Source organism: Candidatus Dormiibacter sp. (assembly GCF_050999135.1).
In the GTDB taxonomy this organism is placed as follows: Bacteria; Chloroflexota; Dormibacteria; order Dormibacterales; family Dormibacteraceae; genus Dormiibacter; species Dormiibacter spiritus.
Genome location: NZ_JBPCPN010000034.1, coordinates 29,556 through 44,184 on the forward strand (window position 1 = coordinate 29,556; position 14,629 = coordinate 44,184).

General features: G+C 67.8%; 19 protein-coding genes and 1 pseudogene. 9 read left to right on the top strand and 11 right to left on the bottom strand.

Annotation, left to right across the window (positions count from 1 at the left end):
- Positions 1-83: 83 nt before the first annotated feature.
- On the bottom strand, positions 84-878 hold the full coding sequence (locus ACR2MZ_RS08810; protein WP_434004679.1) for an LLM class F420-dependent oxidoreductase: 795 nt from the start codon (positions 876-878) through the stop codon (positions 84-86).
- Positions 879-964: 86 nt separating this feature from the next.
- On the opposite strand from ACR2MZ_RS08810, the pseudogene ACR2MZ_RS08815 reads away from it, so the two are divergent.
- Positions 965-1,373, top strand: a pseudogene (locus tag ACR2MZ_RS08815) (ChaB family protein).
- Positions 1,374-1,382: 9 nt separating this feature from the next.
- Here the strand turns inward: ACR2MZ_RS08815 and ACR2MZ_RS08820 are convergent.
- Together ACR2MZ_RS08820 and ACR2MZ_RS08825 are read right to left on the bottom strand one after the other, a co-directional pair.
- The gene (locus ACR2MZ_RS08820; RefSeq protein ID WP_434004680.1) at positions 1,383-1,991 is read right to left on the bottom strand and encodes a UdgX family uracil-DNA binding protein; all 609 of its coding nucleotides are present in this window, start codon (positions 1,989-1,991) and stop codon (positions 1,383-1,385) included.
- A gap of 53 nt (positions 1,992-2,044) precedes the next feature.
- The gene (locus ACR2MZ_RS08825) at positions 2,045-2,215 is read right to left on the bottom strand and encodes a hypothetical protein (RefSeq protein WP_338180864.1); all 171 of its coding nucleotides are present in this window, start codon (positions 2,213-2,215) and stop codon (positions 2,045-2,047) included.
- Between the two features lie 266 nt (positions 2,216-2,481).
- Between ACR2MZ_RS08825 and ACR2MZ_RS08830 the strand changes: the two genes are divergently transcribed.
- Together ACR2MZ_RS08830 and ACR2MZ_RS08835 are read left to right on the top strand one after the other, a co-directional pair.
- A complete protein-coding gene (locus ACR2MZ_RS08830; RefSeq protein ID WP_434004681.1) occupies positions 2,482-3,027 on the top strand; it encodes a hypothetical protein in 546 nt (181 codons plus the stop codon).
- Between the two features lie 9 nt (positions 3,028-3,036).
- Positions 3,037-3,375, top strand: a complete 339-nt coding sequence (locus tag ACR2MZ_RS08835) for a hypothetical protein (RefSeq protein ID WP_434004682.1) — start codon at positions 3,037-3,039, stop codon at positions 3,373-3,375.
- Between the two features lie 9 nt (positions 3,376-3,384).
- Here ACR2MZ_RS08835 and ACR2MZ_RS08840 read toward each other — a convergent pair whose 3' ends face one another.
- Both ACR2MZ_RS08840 and ACR2MZ_RS08845 read right to left on the bottom strand, forming a co-directional pair.
- On the bottom strand, positions 3,385-4,068 hold the full coding sequence (locus ACR2MZ_RS08840; protein WP_434004683.1) for an HAD family hydrolase: 684 nt from the start codon (positions 4,066-4,068) through the stop codon (positions 3,385-3,387).
- Between the two features lies 1 nt (position 4,069).
- A complete protein-coding gene (locus tag ACR2MZ_RS08845; protein ID WP_434004684.1) occupies positions 4,070-4,492 on the bottom strand; it encodes a CBS domain-containing protein in 423 nt (140 codons plus the stop codon).
- A gap of 74 nt (positions 4,493-4,566) precedes the next feature.
- Here ACR2MZ_RS08845 and ACR2MZ_RS08850 point away from each other — a divergent pair, with 74 nt between their 5' ends.
- Complete coding sequence (locus tag ACR2MZ_RS08850; protein WP_434004685.1) at positions 4,567-4,875, top strand: hypothetical protein; 309 nt, start codon at positions 4,567-4,569, stop codon at positions 4,873-4,875.
- A 36-nt stretch (positions 4,876-4,911) separates the two neighbouring features.
- Here the strand turns inward: ACR2MZ_RS08850 and ACR2MZ_RS08855 are convergent, their stop codons facing one another.
- The 3 genes from ACR2MZ_RS08855 to ACR2MZ_RS08865 form a co-directional block, all read right to left on the bottom strand.
- Positions 4,912-5,262 (bottom strand): hypothetical protein, encoded by a 351-nt coding sequence (locus tag ACR2MZ_RS08855; protein ID WP_434004686.1) that lies wholly within the window; start codon positions 5,260-5,262, stop codon positions 4,912-4,914.
- 117 nt (positions 5,263-5,379) lie between these two features.
- Positions 5,380-5,808 carry a hypothetical protein gene (locus ACR2MZ_RS08860; RefSeq protein ID WP_434004687.1) on the bottom strand — a complete coding sequence of 143 codons (429 nt, stop codon included), beginning with the start codon at positions 5,806-5,808 and terminating at the stop codon, positions 5,380-5,382.
- 172 nt (positions 5,809-5,980) lie between these two features.
- Entirely contained in the window at positions 5,981-7,219 is a 1,239-nt protein-coding gene (locus tag ACR2MZ_RS08865) for a metal-dependent hydrolase family protein (RefSeq protein WP_434004688.1), read from the bottom strand.
- Positions 7,220-7,286: 67 nt separating this feature from the next.
- On the opposite strand from ACR2MZ_RS08865, the gene ACR2MZ_RS08870 reads away from it, so the two are divergent.
- Positions 7,287-7,799: a nucleoside/nucleotide kinase family protein gene (locus tag ACR2MZ_RS08870; protein WP_434004689.1), complete on the top strand. Its 513-nt coding sequence runs from the start codon at positions 7,287-7,289 to the stop codon at positions 7,797-7,799.
- A gap of 1 nt (position 7,800) precedes the next feature.
- Here ACR2MZ_RS08870 and ACR2MZ_RS08875 read toward each other — a convergent pair whose 3' ends face one another.
- The 3 genes from ACR2MZ_RS08875 to ACR2MZ_RS08885 form a co-directional block, all read right to left on the bottom strand.
- On the bottom strand, positions 7,801-9,198 hold the full coding sequence (locus ACR2MZ_RS08875) for a pyridoxal phosphate-dependent decarboxylase family protein (protein ID WP_434004690.1): 1,398 nt from the start codon (positions 9,196-9,198) through the stop codon (positions 7,801-7,803).
- Positions 9,199-9,276: 78 nt separating this feature from the next.
- The gene (locus ACR2MZ_RS08880; RefSeq protein WP_434004691.1) at positions 9,277-9,672 is read right to left on the bottom strand and encodes a hypothetical protein; all 396 of its coding nucleotides are present in this window, start codon (positions 9,670-9,672) and stop codon (positions 9,277-9,279) included.
- An 82-nt stretch (positions 9,673-9,754) separates the two neighbouring features.
- Positions 9,755-10,495 carry an ATP-binding protein gene (locus ACR2MZ_RS08885; RefSeq protein WP_434004692.1) on the bottom strand — a complete coding sequence of 247 codons (741 nt, stop codon included), beginning with the start codon at positions 10,493-10,495 and terminating at the stop codon, positions 9,755-9,757.
- A 65-nt stretch (positions 10,496-10,560) separates the two neighbouring features.
- Here ACR2MZ_RS08885 and aroC point away from each other — a divergent pair, with 65 nt between their 5' ends.
- Genes aroC through ACR2MZ_RS08905 form a run of 4 tightly spaced genes read left to right on the top strand, consistent with a single transcriptional unit; the run spans position 10,561 to position 14,619 of the window.
- Positions 10,561-11,715: a chorismate synthase gene (aroC, locus tag ACR2MZ_RS08890; protein ID WP_434004693.1), complete on the top strand. Its 1,155-nt coding sequence runs from the start codon at positions 10,561-10,563 to the stop codon at positions 11,713-11,715.
- 27 nt (positions 11,716-11,742) lie between these two features.
- Entirely contained in the window at positions 11,743-12,633 is an 891-nt protein-coding gene (locus ACR2MZ_RS08895; protein WP_434004694.1) for a CoA transferase subunit A, read from the top strand.
- On the top strand, positions 12,626-13,402 hold the full coding sequence (locus ACR2MZ_RS08900; RefSeq protein WP_434004695.1) for a CoA-transferase subunit beta: 777 nt from the start codon (positions 12,626-12,628) through the stop codon (positions 13,400-13,402). Before ACR2MZ_RS08895 ends, ACR2MZ_RS08900 begins: the two co-directional genes overlap by 8 nt.
- Positions 13,399-14,619 carry a GNAT family N-acetyltransferase gene (locus ACR2MZ_RS08905; protein WP_434004696.1) on the top strand — a complete coding sequence of 407 codons (1,221 nt, stop codon included), beginning with the start codon at positions 13,399-13,401 and terminating at the stop codon, positions 14,617-14,619. Before ACR2MZ_RS08900 ends, ACR2MZ_RS08905 begins: the two co-directional genes overlap by 4 nt.
- Positions 14,620-14,629: the final 10 nt, after the last annotated feature.

A 14,629-nucleotide genomic window follows, 5' to 3' on the forward strand; every position in this document is an offset into this window, starting at 1 on the left:
AGCGCCTCTGGCGCTGGAACTACTTGTGACAGCGCTCCCCTGCATGTTAGGGAGCGTCGTCCGCCAAAAGTCCTGCTGCTACGTCAGGATTGGGCCGACGCCGCCTCTCTGTCCGACTGGCGCAGGCGCTCACGCAACTTGGCTATCGGCTCGATCGAAAACGGGTGCCGCCACTGGACTATCAGGTGTCCGGCGCCGGCGGCGATGAATCCGCTCGGGTCGGCGACCTGCTCAGGTTCGAAGAGCACCGATCGTTCGATCTCTCGCGGATCCCTGCCGAGCTTCTCACACCAGCTGTCGAGAATCGCCAGCTTGCGCTGGAACACCTCGAGATCGTTGGTCACCGAGTTCCACATGTCCGCGTAGGTGGCCACCAGCCGAAGGGTCACCTTCTCGCCGCCGCCTCCGATGAGGATCGGAAGCCGGCCCAAAGGCGGCGGATTCAGTTTGCCGAGCCGCGCCTTGATCCGCCGCAGGGAGTCCTCAAACGCGCGCAGCCGCTCAGGGGCCGTGGCGAAGTCGTAGCCGTACTCCCGATAGTCGTGCTCGAACCAGCCGGCGCCGACACCGAGCAGCGTGCGGCCCTGGCTGATGTGATCGACAGTCCTGGCCATGTCAGCCAGCAGGTCGGGATTGCGATAGGTATTGCAGGTGACGAGGATGCCAACCTGTGCTCGCTGGGTGTCAGCGGCCATGGCGGCAACGGTTGTCCAGCCCTCGAAATGAGCCCCTTGCTGATCCCCATAGAGCGGGAAGAAGTGATCCCAGGTCGTGATGCTGTCGACGCCCAACTCGTCAGCAGCTCGCCAGGCTCGCCGCATGTCGGACATGGTCGTGTGTTGGGGATGGAGCTGGACACCGAACTTGACTTCACTCATGGCCGGAACGCTACAGGCGCCGGCAGACGCTTCGCCGGCCGGATCGGCCAGTCAGGCTGCGCCGGCACGCTAAGGTTGCCGGCAGCATGCCGAGAAGAACCGCCAAGCAATCGGGCGCTGATGAGGAGCTGCCCTCGACGTTGAAGCGCTCCGATACCAAGGCCCAGCGGACGTTCGTGGAGACTCATGCCAGCGCTGAGGAGCAGTACGGCGAAGGGGGAGAGGGCGTATCGCACTGCCTGGTCAGCTGTGAAACACACCCACGAGAAGGTAGGCGATCACTGGGAGCCCAAGGCGGAGCCGGGGCCGAGCGATCCCCAGGCGGCGCTCAGTGGGGAGCAGGCGCGCCGCGGTGAGAGAGAGACCTTCGGCGGGGTGGACGTCCTCGGCCACACGCGCCAGGAGCTGTACGAGCGGGCGCGTTCGCTGGGCGTCGAGGGGGCGTCGCGGATGGGTAAGGAAGATCTGGCCCGGGCGATCCAGCGCAAGCAGTGAGCCGCCCCTTCAGCCGCCAGAGATCACCGTCGCCGCCACCCGGAGGTCTTTGACGAAGGCTTGGTAAGCCAGCCGGTAAGCCTCTTCATCAGGGGCCCGCAGGATCGAGGAGGGGTGTACGGTGCCGAGGCCGGGAAGGCCGAGCACTGTGCTCAGCATCTGGCCCCGCTGGGCGAGCACTCGGAAGGAGCGCCCAAAGAGGGCCTGCGCGGCTGTGGCGCCCAGCGCTACCAGCAGCTGCGGTCGCACCGCCGCCACCTCCGCCTCCAGCCAGGGGGCGCAGGCGCCAATCTCAGCCGCGTTCGGCTTCTGATGGAGCCTCCGTTTGCCGCGAGGAACCCACTTGAAGTGCTTGACGGCGTTGGTCACGTAGGCGTCCGGGCGGGCGATACCGACCTCCTCCAGGGCTCGGTCCAGGAGTGCTCCGGAAGGTCCGACAAAGGGCCTGCCCTCCCGGTCTTCATGATCGCCCGGCTGCTCTCCCACCAGCAGCAGGCGAGCCGCCGGCTCGCCTTCACCGAAGACAGTCTGCGTCGCGTTCTGCCAGAGATCGCAAGCCCGACAACCTCGGGCGGCCGCGCGCAGTCGGGGAAGCGGCAGACCTGAAGGGTCTTCCATGAGAAAAACGGCCTCCGGCGATCAGCCTGAGGCCGCCCGGCATCCGATGCGCGCTAAGTGATCTGGCCTGACTGCTTCAGGTCGCGAGCGAGGTCGTGGATATTGTCAGCCGTTTGCTCCACCTCGAGATCGTGATTGCTGGCCGCCGTCTTCAGGTCGTCCAGCGTTATGTCGCCCGGCTTATGACGCTCGTTCGGTTCACCGCAGCCGCAGCTCATGCACATGTGTGTCTCCTCCTCACTTTGACGCTGACCAAACTTTACAGTCACGATATCAGCCTGCAGGGTTCGCTGCAAGAAGCGGACGGTTACCGTCGAGGACAGCACGTTATGCGAACGTGATGGCAGATGGTCTCGAAGCGGTGGCAGATCCTTCCACCATCCATGACTCGAAAGAGAAGTGCTTCCTCCCGCTCGCGTACCCTCACTGGACGATTCACGTCTCAGCACCACGCTCGCCGGATGCGGGCAGCGGAACATAAGGAGGGACCATGGAGCGGCCTGAAGAAGAGAGGCGACCGGGGCTGGAGCCTGAGGGCGCCGAGCCCGTGCCAGACGAGCGGCAGGGCAGGCTCTGGCCAAAGCCCGGTGGCGAAGCCGAGCCAAGAGAGCCTGGTTCTGAGGAACGGCCAGGCGCGGTAGCGGCCGCGAAGGCGCGGCCGGCTGACGACCGGGATGCGATGACGGGCGCGGCCAAGGCCCGGCCGGCCGGCAGCGGGGCCGTGCCAGCCGAGGCGCGGCCACAAAACGAAGCGGCCGAGCCGAGCGGTCCGGGGACGCCGGCGGTGAGCGAGTCCGACAAGGATGATCTGCGCCGCCGCTGGGACAGCGTCCAGGGGTCCTTCGTGGACGATCCGCACGCTGCGGTGCACGAGGCCGACGCGCTCGTCGGTGAGACGATGGATCGGATCCGGCAGGCCTACGAGCGCCGGCGGGCCGGCCTGCGGGAAGCGACGGACAGATCCCGCGACACTGAAGGGCTGCGGCTGACCATCCGCGAATACCGAGCCTTCCTGTTCGACATCCTGCACCGCTGAGCCGACGCGATGAGTAATCAATTTGACGAGAGCCTGTCGGAAACAGAGGTTGCGTCTGAAGCTGCTGCCACAGATCCGGCTTTGGACCCAGTTCTGAGTTCGGAAGAGCAGGAGTACGCCGAAGACCTGCGGTGGGCGGAACCCAACCCCCCGCAAACTGTGGTGCGCACTGACGATCCCAACACCGCGGTCGACCTCGGCTACATGGAGGATCGAGAAGCCGAGCACGACGTGGAGGAACTGCGCACGGGCGTCGAGGCCAGAGCCGTCGATCCGCTGGAGGCAGACCGCGAGCATGAGCAGAGGCCGGGCCCGTCGGCCGGCCCGCTGCCGGGGGGCGCGCCCTAGGCCGCTACGTCAGTTTGGGGCTTGGATCAGCTGCGTCCAGCCCCGGAGGTCGGCCAGCAGCTCGGCCGGGTCCTCGTAGACGCGAACGGCCCCCGCCTCTTCCAACTCAGCGCGGGATGTGCCGCCGCAGACTACCGCCACGGCCGGCAGGCCGCAGCGACTGGCGGCCTTCAGGTCCCAGACCGAGTCGCCCACGACCAGTGCCTGACCAGCGTTCAGCCCGGACTGCTCGAGCGCGGTCTCGAAGATGTCCGGCGCCGGCTTGCTGGTGGAAACTTCCTCGGAGCTGACCACGCGATCGATCGTGTCGTCGGCGTCGATCTTGGCCAGCAACCGCTTCAGCTCCTCCGGCTTGGCGGAAGTGGCGAGAATCACCTGCAGCCCCTGGCTGTGCAGCGAGCGAAGGAGCTCGGAGACTCTGGGAAAGGCCCGTGCCTCGTCACCCAGTCCGCGGTAGTGCTCGGTGTGCTTTTCGCTCAGCTCTGGTTGTTCACGCCCGATCAGAGCCGGGATGAGTTGGTCGGAGCCCATTCCGACAGCGCGATGGATCCTGTAGGTCTCGACCTCACGACCGGCCTCCCGGAAGGTTCTGGCCCAGGCCAGCGTGTGCAGGTAGGTGGAGTCGACCAAGGTGCCGTCGACGTCGAAGATGACGCCACAGCGCCGCTGTCCTTGGTTGCTCCCGGCGTCCACTTCAGCGGTTGGGCTCGGCTTCGCTGATCTGGCCGAGAGCGGAGCTAGGGTCTCGCTCCACGGCGAGATCCCCGATCGAGACGATGCCCAGCGGCCGGCCGGCCTCGTCGAGCACCGGCAGGCGGCGCACTGCCCGCTCCTCCATCAGCTTCACAGCCTCCTCGACGGGTTGGTCCATTCTGAGCGAGGTGAGGTCGCGGCTGCTGATCTGAGCCAGCACGGTCTGGCCCGGGTCCTGGCCCTCCGCCACGGAGCGGATGACTATGTCGCGATCGGTGACGATCCCGACCACCGTGTCGTTGTCCAGCAGCAGCACATTGCCGACATCGTGGTTGCGCATGGCCAGGGCCGCTTCGACCAGCGTGGTGCCGGCCTGCAGGGCCAGCGGCTTTTCGGTCATGACGTCTTTGACGGTTCGGGACATGAAGGCTCCTTTGTCGATGGGCCAATGTTGAGTGAGTCGCTGTCAGGCTACCAGCCCTCTTCGGCGCCGAAAGCTTGCCAGGGCGATTGTTCGTATCGGCGCTGGAAGTGGGGAAGACGGCCGGGGAGGCGGCTCACAACGAGGCGGTGGCGACGGCCCGTGAGGCGGGGCTGCGCTACGTCTCCGACAGCGATGAGGGGATCCGCCGCGAACGTCGGGAGACGGCTGGCGATGCCTTTTCCCCGACGCGTCAACAAAACCATCTACGGGCGCTGAATGAGGCCGGTCAGCCCACGATCGCCGAGCTGGGCGATCTGTTTGGGGTCGGTCGACCTGGTGGTCAAAGCCAAGGGCCGGCTGCGTGGCAAGCAGCCGAAAGCTAGGTACTCGGACCGCAGACGTCGATGCTGACCTCGGAATCAGGATCTGACGGGGAGCCACCAAGCTGGGTGTAGTACCTCACGCCAGCCGCCGTCTCGCCACTCGTAGGTCAGCTCGGCCCCGTCCAAAGCGCGGCCATCGTCGATCGCTAATCGGGTGACGGCGACGGCCTCGGTGGTCAGATGAGATTCGGCCACGTCTGTTGAATCTCCTTGACCGGTCAAGAGTGGGACCATGAATGCGACCACCGCCCAGCCGCCGGTGGGCGGTCGAACGATGAGGGACGAAACCTTGCCCAGCAGTATGGGCGTGAACTCGAATCCAGGCTGCCGGCGCAGCACCTGGTGTTCGGCGTGCTCGGTCACGGGCTCGAAGATCCGGCTATTCACGTCAGACCGAATGCCTCATCGGCCACCGTACCCCAAGGCCAATCCCGGGAGCGGCAGAGACGGCAAATGCGTCCAAGGACAGCGGCAGCACGAGTGCAATCAACTTGAAAGGCATGCTTAGGACCACGACCTCCGGAAGAAACGCGGCACCTGCAGGAGCAGCAGGATCGGCAGCGCCAGATCCGCGATGACGCTGTTGCGGAGGATGGCGCTGTCATAGCGGCCGAAGGTGAAGGTGTACCCGACATCGGCGACCAGGACTACCCAGCAAGCGAACCAGGCCCAGCGCTCTCCCTGGCGGAAGGGGATGGCCACGATGATCAGGAACAAGAGACCGAAGACCAGCTCGTGGAGCGCGTAGCCGGTTTCCAGCAGGGAGACATACCTGGTCACTCCGGTTGACGCGGCCGTGGCAGCGGTCCAATCCATGCGCGCCACGGCGGCGAAGGCCGCCCGGTGGTCGGAAGGGACTCCGTTGGCTCGGATGCCGATCAGATCGAGGATCGAGGCGAGGACGGGCAGCAGGCCAAGGATCAGGAGTAACACCCAAGCCGCCTTTGAATACAGCGGCTCTGCTCGAAGGCTTGAGGCTCTCCGCGCAGCCTGCGGCTCACTCGCTACCAGCTGGGAGCTGTGGGGTTGTTTGCTGGGCCCAACGCCGGACATTTCCGGCTCAGGCTAGCGAACCAGATCTTGTGGGCCGTTTAGCGTAGTCCCGCTAGACCGGTCGCGCCTTAACCACCTCGCCGCCCTTCACGACCAGGTGCACGCTGGCGGGATCGGCCAGCAGCTCCAGCCGTTGGAGCGGGTCGCCCGGCACGCCTATCAAGTCAGCGTAAGCGCCCGGCTTCAGCGTCCCCACCTGGCCCTCGAGGCGCAGCACCCTGGCGGCCACCGTCGTGGCGGTGCGCAGGCAGTCAGCGGGCGGCATGCCGAGCTCGCGCAGCAGCAGGAACTCCTCGCCCATGGTCCCCTGCAGGCCAACGCCAGTGTCAGTGCCGAAGGCGATCTCCACCCCGGCCTCGATCGCACGCTTGATGCTGGCGTCATGGTCGGCACCCACGTCCTGCGCCTTGGCCGCCGCCCAGGCCGGCATGCGGCCCGCCTCGGCGTGGCGGATCACCCAGCGCGGCGCCACCAGGGTCGGCACCAAAGCTTGACCGCCCGCGCTGAACAGCTGCAGCGCCTCATCGTCGATCCAGATGCCGTGCTCGATAGTCGCGACGCCGGCGCGAAGCGCGTTCTTGATCCCGGCGGCCGCCTGGGCGTGGGCCATGACGCGCCGGCCTTGCGTGGCCGCCTCGGTCACGGCAGCGGTGATCTCCTCGGGGCTGAACGTGGCGTGGTGCGGCGAGTCGCCGGGCGAGAGCACGCCGCCAGAGGTGCAGAGCTTGATCCAGTCGGCGCCCTCGCGGATCAGGTGGCGAACGCGCTGGCGCATCGGCTCGACGCCGTCGACGACCGGCGGCGGGAGGTCAGGCGTCGGGTTCCAGTTGACGGTGACGCCGCAGGGAAAGTGGTTGTCGGCGTGGCCGCCGGTCTGGCTCAGGATCTGAATCGCAAGCACCAGTCGAGGCCCGGGAAAGAGGCCGCGTTCGACGGCCAGCCGGACCCCGTTCGGGGTGCCGCCGGCGTCACGCACAGTGGTGAAGCCTGCGTTGAGCGTCTTACGGCAGGAATCCACCGCCTGCAGGACCACCAGGCTGGCCGGCGCGGCGAGGCGCTCGCCGAGGTCAAGCCCGGTGCCGGGGAAGCAGAGGTGCACGTGGCAGTCGATGAGGCCCGGGAGCAGAGTGAGGCCTTCGGCGTCAACGACGACCGCGTCGCGCGGCACCTGGATCTCTTCCCGCCGCCCCGCCGCGACGACACGACCGTCGTCGATGAGCACAGTGGCCGGCCGGAGACCTTCTGCGGTCTCGGGGTCCAGCAGGGCGTCGGCATGGACTGCAGTGGGCATCGGGTCAATCTAAGCCAGATGCTCGGCGGCCGGGGCGCAACTTCTCCCAGTTCGGCAAGAATTGACCGTGCGAGTGGACAGGGTGCGCGATCTGCTGGCCAGGCTGCACGCACGGCCGCGGCGTCGTCTGACCCTGCTGGTGGGATTGGACGGCACTGACGCCGGGGGCCGCCCGCAGCTGGCCCAGGCGCTGAGCGAGAACGATCCCCATCTGAAGGTGGTGTCCCTGTCTCAATTTGTCGCTGAGGGAGACGAGGGCTCGGTGGACTGGCGCCGCCTCCGCAGCCGGGTGTTGCTCCAGCTTGTTCGCGGGTCAGCGGCGGAGTTTGAGGATGCCAGCGGCCACCCCCAGCACCTGGCGGCGGGGGGCATGGTGCTGGTGGAAGGCCTGGGGGCCTGCCGCCGGCAGCTCGCGTCCAGCTACGACTACAGGATCTGGGTGGAAAGATCCGGCGAGTCGAGATCTCACGAGGTAGAGCTGTACCTGGCTGAGCACGCCGCCGACCGCTCGGCCGACCTCCGGGCTGATTGCTCGGATCTGACGCGGCTGCGCGAGAGGGGCGAATTCCTCCAGCTCTGAATCAGTCCGGCGCGGCGCGTACCTTCTGCCAGGCCAGGCGCACGTCGTCCAGGCTGGTCGCCAGGTTGCCGATCGAGATCCGGATCGCGTAGCGATCTCTGACCCGGGTGTGGGAGACGAATACCGTGGCGTCGCGGTTGACAGCTTCGACGATCGCCTGGGTCCGGGCGTCCCCTTCCCGGTGGGCGAAGCAGACGGTGCTGAAGGGGACAGGCGCCAGCAGCTCGAAGTCGGCGTCGTCCCGAACCCAGGCTTCCAGCTGCTGGGCCATTGCGAGGTGCGAGGCTATGACCCGGCTGGCTCCCTCGAGGCCGAACGCCCGCAGCACGAACCACAGCTTCAGGCCCCGGAAGCGCCGGCCCAGGCTGGTGCCGTAGTCCATCAGGTTGCGCACCTCATCTCCTTCGCTGGTGGTGAGGTAGTCAGGCACCAGGCTGAAGGCGTTCTTCAGCACCTCGGGTCGCCGGCAGTAGAGGACGCTGCAGTCCATCGGTGTGAAGAGCCACTTGTGAGGGTTCATGACCAGGGAGTCGGCCCGGTCGGTACCCGCGAGGACGTGCCGGTGCGACCGCAGCACGGCCGCGGCTCCGCCATAGGCGGCGTCGACGTGGAGCCAGAGGCCCTCGCGCTCGCAGATGTCGGCGATCGCCGGCACGGGATCGATCGAGGTGGTTGAGGTGGTGCCGACAGTGGCCACAACCGCGAAGGGCTGCAGGCCGACGGCGCGATCCTCGGCGAGCATGTGCTTCAGCTCCGAGACTTCGAGCCGCATCTGCTCGTCGACCGGGACCTTGCGGACGCCTTGCTGACCGATCCCCAGCACGATGCCGGCTTTCTCAACCGACGAATGCGCCTCGGCCGATGTGTAGAGGCGCAGGCGCCTGCCATCGACGCCCTGGCTGCGGGCGCTCAACCCCGCGGCCTCCCGGGCTGCGGCCAGGGCGTAGAGGGTGCTGGAGGACGCGGTGTCGTTGATCAGGCCGAAGAAGTCGGCGGGCAAACCCATTGCCTGCCGCAGCCACGCGCAGGCGACTTCCTCAACCTCGGTTGCGGCCGGAGAAGTGCGCCAGAGCATCGCGTTCACGTTCAGCGTGGCGATCAGCAGCTCGGCCAGGATGCCTGAGGTGGAGCCGGTGTTGGCGAAGTAGGCGAAAAAGCGAGGATGGTTCCAGTTTGTGATGCCCGGGAGCACTATCCGCTCGAAGTCGGCCAGTAACGCCCGCAGCGGCTCTCCCTGCTGCGGCGGCGCTGCCGGCAGGGCGGAGCGAATGTCGCCCGGAGCCGCGGCGCTCAGCACCGGCCGGTCGCGTACCTGGGAGAGGTATTCGCAGGCCCAGTCGACAGCCTGGTGAGCGACTCGGGCGAACTCGCGGAGGTCCTCTTCCGGTCGTTCGGGCATGGGCGGCATTGTGCCGGATGCTGTCAGTTACTGACCGAGACGGCAGCCGGTAAGCGCCGCGTCGGACCGCCTAGGACGCTAGGCGGACGGACCGTCCAAGACGGTCGCGATCCGCGCGGCACGGTCCCGCAGCCGCCCGTGGATCCAGAGCCGGCCATTCGCCTCGCCGCCGCCCATTCCGCCCGAGACGACGCCATCCAGTGGCCTGCGCTCGTGGTAGACGTGGGCCATGCTGGGGTCCTTCCACTGCGCTGCATCGATCTCCCGCAGCAGACCGTCGAGGCGCTCTTCCGAGCAGCGCACGTCTCGCGCCGGCACTTTCAGATAGATCTGGCCGCCGTCGTCTCCCTCCAGGACCACTATGCCATCGGGGTCGGCCGGCGCTTCGGCGAGGCTGCGGTACGACAGGTAGCCATCACCGTGCACCAGGCTTCGAACGCCGCTCTCGTGAGGCTCCAGCCGGCGGGACCGCATATCTCAAGTGTCGCTGAACCGACGGCGACCGCAATAGCGGCGGCTGGATCGGTCACCGGCGGGGCGGCGGGTGAACATCGGCTTAGGGGACCCGCAGGGACTCCTTTCGAACCAGGAAGGAGGCGCCACCCGGAAGGCAAAGGAGCGCGGCGCTTCTCTGATCGGTCCCCCGGTCGTGAGAGGACCTCCGCTGCTGCCGGGCGGTCAGCCGCGGACAGTGAAGCGTGCTCTCAGTCGGTGGGCGCCGACCAGTTCGGCGTTGGCGCGGTCGCTGCCCAGTGCCCATTCCCGGGCTTTCGGCCGCTGTCTTGCCGTATGCCCGGTGGCGGGAGATCAGACGCCGGACGCGTTCGGACTCCGGGCACTCCACGTACCAGCTCTCGTCGAGCAGTTGCAGCACCTGGCCGAAACCATGACCGGGAAGCAGGAGGTAGTTGCCCTCGGTGAGTATCAACGGCACTTCCGCTACCACGCTGATCGCATCGGCCATTGTCTCCTCTCGGCCGCGGTCGAAAGCGGGAGCAGTGATCAGCTCGTCCGGTCGCTGCCGGCGCAGACGGCGCAGGAGTTGGCAGTAACCCGCGGAATCGAAGGTGTCGGGCGCTCCCTTGCGCTGCCGACGGCCCCGCCGCTCCAGCTCCGAGTTCGCAAGATGGAATCCGTCCAGCGGGACGCAGACAGCCCGGCCGTCCAGGTCGGCGACCAAGCGCTGGGCCAGATGTGACTTGCCGCTGCCGGGCATGCCCGCGAGGCCCAGGACGCGCCGCCCCGCCGCTGCCAGGCTGCGAGCTCGCTCGAGGGCCCCAGCGTAGTCCAGCGTCATCACCTTCGATCGTAGAAGTCACGCGCGTAGCGAAGAATGAGCCGGGGCGGCCCTATTCTTCGGTGATGCTGCGTTGGTTCACGGCCGGGGAGTCGCATGGCCCACAGCTAACGGTGATCATGGAGGGCGTACCGGCGGGCCTGGAGCTCTCCAGCGCGCTAATCCGGCGCGACCTGGCCCGGCGCCAGGGCGGCCACGGCCGCGGCGGCCGGCAGCAGATCGAGACCGACCAGGCGCGGCTGGTCGGGGGTGTCAGGGGCGGAGTGACGCTTGGCAGTCCGGTGGCGCTGGTGCTGGAGAACCGCGACCACGCCAACTGGACTGCCGAGATGAGCCCGGAGAAGGACGGCTTCCAGCCCCGGCCGGTCTCTCGCCTTCGGCCGGGCCACGCTGACCTGGCCGGGGCCATCAAGTACGGCCACGACGACGTCCGCAACATTCTCGAGCGCTCCAGCGCCCGGGAGACCGCCTCCCGGGTGGCGGCGGGCGCCGTGGCGCGCGCCCTGCTGGACCGCCTGGGGGTGCGTGTCTTCAGCTTCACGCAGTCCATCGGCGCGGTGGACCTGGGCTACGAGCTGCTGGATCCATTGAAGCTGAGCGAGGAGCTGATAGAGGCCTCACCAGTCCGCTGTCCGGATCCGGCTCTGAGCGACAGCATGGTCGCGGCCATCGATGCTGCCGGTGACCGAGGCGACACCCTCGGCGGGACGTTTCGCGTGGTCGCGACAGGACTGCCCATCGGGCTCGGCAGTCACGTGCACTGGGATCGCAAGCTGGACGCCCGCTTGGCGATGGCGATCATGAGCATCAACGCAGTGAAGGGGGTGGAGTTCGGCGGCGGCTTCGAGGGCGCGAGTCGACCGGGCTCGGCGTTCCATGACGAGATCGACTTCCAGGACGGCCACTACCGGCACCTGAGCAACCGCGCGGGTGGCCTGACGGGCGGCACCACCAACGGTGAGCCGATCGACCTGCGCGTGGCGCTGAAGCCGATCTCGACCATGAAGAAGCCAATGCAGTCGGTCGATCTGCGGACGCACGAGAAGGTTCAGGCGCACTACGAGCGCAGCGATGTCTGCGTGGTGCCGGCCGCCGGAGTCATCGGCGAGTCAATGGTCGCCCTGACGCTGGCCGACGCCTTCCTGGAGAAGTTCGGCGGTGACTCGGTCGCCGAGCTACAGCGCAACCTGCGGAGCTATCTGGCCGCCATCGACGCCTGACCCGCTGCCGCGGCTAGCGTTGACAACATGTCTCAAGTCATGTCCCTGGCTCAGGCGGTCGAGCGCTTCGTGCCCGATGGAGCGGCAGTTGCGATGGGCTGCTGCCTGGAGCCGGCGATTCCCTTTGCCGCCGGGCACGAGGTGATCCGGCAGCGGCGGCGAGATCTGAAGCTGATCGGTCCCATCTCCGATTCGCTCTTCGACCAGCTGATCGGCGCCGGCTGCGTGGCCGAGGTGGTGGCGGCCTGGGTGGGCAATGTCTCGGAGGGCTTGGGCCACTGCTACCGGCGGGCCGTCGAGAGCCGGGACCCACGGCCGCTGACTGTGCGCGATCACAGCAACTTCTCGATCTCACTGGCTCTCTGGGCGGCCGCCTGGAACTCGCCCTACATCCCCACTCCGACCCTGCTGGGCAGTGACATCCTGAGCGGTCAGGCCGCGCTGGAGCTGGTCGACGGCAGCGTCCGCGTCGGAGCGGTCAGGCCCGATGTCTGCGTCCTCCACGTCCAGCGCGCCGACGCCGGCGGGCGAGCGCACACCTGGGGCCCGCTCGGCGTGGCCCAGGAGGCGGCGCTGGCGGCCGACGGTGTAATCCTCACCTGCGAGCAGCTCGTGGAGCCAGAGGTGATCCTCTCCGATCCGAGCCGGGTACTGGTGCCGGAGACGAAGGTGGTGGCGGTGGTGCACGAGCCGGGCGGCTGTCTGCCCTCGCCATTGCCCGGCTACTGGAAGCGCGATCACGCAGCCTTTCGCGAGTACGCTGCGCTCTCGCGCACAGCTGAGGGCTTCGGGCGCTGGCTGCGCGAGTGGGTGCTGGACGTCCCGGATCGAGCAGCGTACCTGGCCAAGCTGGAGCTAGACCCCTTGCGAGTCACCCGCCGGCTTCTCGCCGAGCCTGCCGACTACGGCTATGAGTGAGCGCTTCACTGCGCAGGAACTGATGGTCGCCGCGGCCGCCCGCGAGATCCGCGACGGCGACCTCGTGTTTGTAGGCATGCGGCTGCCCGTCCTGGCCTATGGGGTCGCCCGGAACACGCACGCGCCGAACGCGCGAGCGCTGTTCGAGCTCGGCCTGCTCCGGGATCGGCCGGCCAACGCCTTCCTAGGCACCATGGGCGACCCACCCAACGTGGCCGGATCCCTGTGGGCCACCGGCACGTCAAGCACCATGGCCCTGATGGCACAGGGCGGCGTCGACCTCGGCTTCATCGGAGGCGCGGAGGTTGACCGCTTCGGCAACCTCAATACCAGCTATATCGGCCCTCCCGCCAGGCCGCAGCTGAAGCTGCCGGGGAGCGGGGGAGGCGCTGACATCGCGATCCTGTCCCAGCGCTGGGTGACGCTGATGAGCCACGAGCGGCGCCGCCTGGTCGAGCGAGTCTCGTATGTGACCTCTCCCGGGCACGGGGATGGCAGCCCCGGCTGGCGGCGGCGGCATGGTCTGCTGGGCGGCGGGCCGGCGGCCATTGTGACCACCCTGGCGGTGCTCCGCTTCCCTCCTCAGGGCGGCGAGGCTTACCTCACGTCGGTCCACCCCGGCGTGGAAGTGGCGCAGGTCCAGGCGGCCACAGGTTGGCGGCTGCAGGTGGGGGAGAGCTGGACCATGACTGAGCCGCCGAGCTCCGAGGAGTTGGCCCAGATCCGCCGGCTGGACCCGGACGGGTTCTGGACCAGGAGGAGCCAATGAGGGAGCTCAGGGTCTTGCACGAGGCTGAGCTCGCCGCTTACGTGATCCAGTGCGGGGAGACGTTCGGAGGCTCGACGCCCAAGCCAGAAGTGGTGAAGGAGAGAGCCAGGCGGCTCGAACGGGAGCGCTGCTGGGGCTACTTCGACGCCGGCGAGCTCTTTGCCACCGCCGGGGCTTACAGCCTCCAGCTTTCGCTGCCTGGGGGAGTCGCGCTGCCCACCGCAGGCGTCTCGGCAGTCACGGTTCTGCCCACCCATCGCCGCCAGGGCGCATTGACCGACATGATGCGCCAGCTGCTGCGGCAGGCCGCCGAGCGGGGGGAGCCGATCGCCGCACTCTACGCCTCGGAGGGAGCCATCTACGGCCGCTTCGGCTTCGGCATCGCCAGCTATCGAGCTGACCTGGAGCTGGCTCGGGACCGCTCAGCGATGACGATGCAGCCGCAGCTGGGCGGCATCCAATACCGCCAACCCGCTGCCGCTCTCGATGTGCTCATGGACATCGAGCGTCGCTTCGTGCTGAGTCAACCGGGCGCCATCGCCAGGCCGTCCTCGTTTTGGGAGGAACTGCTGGCCGATGATGAATCCGATCGGGGCGGATACAGCAATCTCTACCTGGTCTTGCAGGCGCCCGGCTCGGAGCGAGCCGGCTTTGCGCTCTTTCGCAAAGACATGCGCTGGACAGTCCACTCCCCCGACGGCCGGCTGCGGGTGGTAGCACTACAAGGGCTCGCGGCCGGCACCTATGCAGCGCTCTGGCGCCACCTACTTGACATCGACCTGGTGAGCCGGCTCAGCGCTCCGAGCCAGCCTGTTGACTCGCCCCTGCGCCATCTGCTTCGGGATCCGCACGGGCTCATCCAGCAGGTCTCGCCGCAGCTCTGGCTCAGCCTGCTCGACGTGCCCCGGGCCCTGGCCGGCCGCCGCTACCTGGGCCTGGGCAAGCTCACACTCGAGGTGAAAGCCGGCTACTGGCAGGAGAGCGAAGGAGTCTTCGCTCTCGAAGGTGGCCCCGACGGCGCGGAGTGCTCCCGAACGTCTGAGAGCGCCGACCTCGTTCTGCCGACCCAGTCGCTGGCAGCTGCGTACCTGGCGGGCACGAGCTTCACCAGCCTTCAGCGCGCCGGGCTGGTCGAGGAGTGCCGCCCAGGCGCCCTGGCGCAGGCCGACGCCATGTTCGGCTGGCCCCTCCAGCCCTGGTGCAACATCGGCTTCTGACCGGTTGGTC